The sequence below is a fragment of the Hymenobacter glacialis genome (assembly GCF_001816165.1).
In the GTDB taxonomy this organism is placed as follows: domain Bacteria; phylum Bacteroidota; class Bacteroidia; order Cytophagales; family Hymenobacteraceae; genus Hymenobacter; species Hymenobacter glacialis.
The window spans coordinates 1-3242 of the sequence record NZ_MDZC01000102.1 but is presented as its reverse complement, the minus strand read 5'-3'; the positions used below and the strand labels follow the sequence as shown (position 1 = coordinate 3242).

General features: G+C 62.8%; 1 protein-coding gene. It reads left to right on the top strand.

Annotated elements, in window-relative coordinates; translation table 11 throughout:
• Positions 1-225: 225 nt before the first annotated feature.
• Positions 226-3242, top strand: a 3017-nt coding sequence (carB, locus tag BEN48_RS15515) for a carbamoyl-phosphate synthase (glutamine-hydrolyzing) large subunit (protein WP_070735895.1), incomplete at its 3' end; no start/stop codon positions are given.

Below are 3242 nucleotides of genomic sequence, written 5' to 3'. Positions count from 1 at the left end.
GGCCGCAGGATACGGAGTTTCTGTTTGATGACTTTTTGAAAGCGGTGGTGGCGTATAAGTCGGGGCAAACCGCCTAACGAAACGCCTCATCCCCCGGCTCCTTCTCCGAACAGGAGAAGGGGAGCCTCGGCACCTATTTGACTTTTCTATGTAGCCAATCGTCTGGCTCCCCCTCTCCTTTTTCGGAGAGGGGGCCGGGGGGTGAGGCTCACGTTGCACGACCCCATGAACAAACCCAACAAAGTACTCATCCTCGGTTCCGGCGCGCTGAAAATTGGCGAGGCCGGGGAGTTCGATTATTCCGGCTCGCAGGCCCTCAAGGCGCTGAAGGAGGAAGGCATCCGCACCGTCCTCATCAACCCCAACATTGCCACCGTGCAGACGTCGGAGGGCATGGCCGACGACGTGTACTTCCTGCCCGTGACGCCCTACTTCGTGGAGCAGGTCATCCAGAAAGAGCGGCCCGATGGCATTCTGGTGGCCTTTGGCGGCCAGACGGCCCTCAACTGCGCCGTGGCCCTGTACCGCGCCGGCGTGTTCGAGCAGTACAACGTGCAGGTGCTGGGCACGCCCGTGCAGGCCATCATCGACACCGAGGACCGGGAGATTTTCAAGGTCAAGCTCGACCAGATTGGCGTGCTCTCGGCCCGCAGCGTGGCCTGCACCAGCATGGCCGAGGCCCTGGCTGCCGGCGAAACCATCGGCTTCCCCATCATCGTGCGGGCCGCGTTTGCGCTGGGCGGGCTGGGCAGCGGCTTTGCCAATAATATGGACGAGCTGCAGGCCCTGGCCCGGCAGGCGTTCACCACGTCGCACCAGATTCTGGTGGAAGAATCGCTCAAGGGCTGGAAGGAAGTGGAGTACGAGGTGGTGCGCGACCAGTTTGATAACTGCATCACGGTCTGCAACATGGAGAACTTCGACCCCATCGGCATCCACACCGGCGAGAGCATCGTGGTGGCCCCGTCGCAGACGCTCAGCAACCGCGAGTACCACAAGCTGCGCAGCATCGGCATCCAGACCATCCGCCACCTGGGCATCGTGGGCGAGTGCAACATTCAGTACGCGCTGGACCCCGCGTCGGAAGATTACCGGGTGATTGAGGTGAACGCGCGCCTCTCGCGCTCGTCGGCGCTGGCCTCGAAAGCCACGGGCTACCCGCTGGCCTTTGTGGCCGCCAAGCTGAGTTTGGGCTACTCGCTGGCCGAGCTAAAAAACAGCGTGACGCAGACCACCTCGGCCTTTTTCGAGCCGGCCCTCGACTACGTGGTGGTGAAGCTGCCGCGCTGGGATTTGGGCAAGTTTTCGGGCGTGAACCGCCAGATTGGCTCGGCCATGAAAAGCGTGGGCGAGGTGATGGCGATAGGAAAATCGTTCGAGGAAGCCATCCAGAAGGGCCTGCGCATGCTCGACACCGGCAAGCGCGGCTTCGTGGCCAACCGGCCCGAGCAGGAGCTGGATAACGCCGCCATCGACCAGCTGCTGAGCGAGCCCAACGAGGAGCGCATCTTCGCCATCAACAGCGCCTTCGAGGCCGGCTACACGCTGGAGCAGGTGCACCAGCTGACCCGGATTGACCACTGGTTTTTGCAGCGCCTGTTCACCATTTTCCAGCTGGGCCAGCAACTCGCCGCCGGCCGCACCAACGGCGGCCTGGATTCGTTGGAAAACAAGCTGCTGCGCGACGCCAAAAAAGCCGGTTTTTCGGACCAGCAGCTAGCCGTGCAGCTGCTGGGCGAAGGCGACGTGAAGGCCGACGAGTTGTTGGTGCGCGCCCGCCGCAAGGCCCTGGGCGTGCTGCCCGTCGTCAAGCAGATTGACACGCTGGCCGCCGAATTTCCTGCCCGGACCAACTACCTCTACACCACCTACCACGGCACCGAAAACGATTTGGCCCGCGAAACGGCCAGGTCCATTGTGGTGCTGGGCTCGGGCGTGTACCGCATTGGCAGCTCCGTCGAGTTCGACTGGTGCGGCGTGCAGGCCGTGCAAACCGCCGCCGAGGAGGGCTACAAAACCATCCTCATCAACTACAACCCCGAAACCGTGAGCACCGACTACGACGTTTCGGACCGGCTCTACTTCGAGGAGCTGAGCTTTGAGCGGGTGATGGACATTCTGGACTTCGAGCAGCCCGGCGGCGTCATCCTGAGCACCGGCGGTCAGATTCCCAACAACCTGGCCATGCGCCTGGAAGAAGCCCACGCGCCCATCCTGGGCACCACGGCCGCGCACATCGACGAGGCCGAGAACCGCCACAAGTTCTCGCGCATCATGGACGAGCTGGGCATTGCCCAGCCGCGCTGGAAGGAGCTGACCTCACTGGAGGCCATGCAGGAATTTGTGCGCGAAGTGGGCTACCCCGTGCTCATCCGGCCGAGCTACGTGCTGTCGGGCGCGGCCATGAACGTGGTGTCCAACGCCTTCGAGCTGGAGGAATTCCTGAAGGCCGCCAAACAAGTAAGCGCCGAGTACCCGGTGGTCGTGTCCGAGTTCATCCAGGAAGCCAAGGAAATCGAGCTGGACGCGGTGGCCGATAAGGGCGAGATTGTGAGCTACGCCATTTCCGAGCACGTCGAGTTTGCCGGCGTGCACTCGGGCGACGCCACCATGTACTACCCGCCCCAGCGCGTGTACGTGGGCACGGTGCGCAAGCTCAAAATCATTGCCGAGAAGATTGCCAAGCGTTACGACATCAGCGGCCCGTTCAACATCCAGTTCCTGGAAAAGAACGGCACCATCCGCGTGATTGAGTGCAACATCCGCGCCTCGCGCTCCTATCCGTTCGTGTCGAAGATTTCGGGCAACAACCTGATTAAAAAGGCCACCCAGGTGCTGCTGGGCAAGCAGGTAGCGCGCGACGAGAGCGAGCGGGTCTACGATTTGCCCTACGTGGGCGTGAAGGCCCCGCAGTTCTCGTTCACGCGCCTGCCCGGCGCCGACCCGGTGCTGCGCGTGGACATGGTGAGCACGGGCGAAGTGGGCTGCCTGGGCGACACGGCCGAGGAAGCGCTGCTCAAATCCATGCTGAGCGTGGGCTACAAAATCCCGGCGAAAACGGTGCTCATTTCCGGCGGCCCCATCCTGTCGAAAGTGGCGCTGCTCTCGGCCACCGAGCTGCTGGTGAAAAGCGGCTACCAGATTTACGCCACCCAGGGCACGCACCGCTTCTTCGCCGAAAACAACGTGCCCAGCTCCCTGCTCTACTGGCCCAGCGACGCGCAGGAGCCCAACGTGCTGAC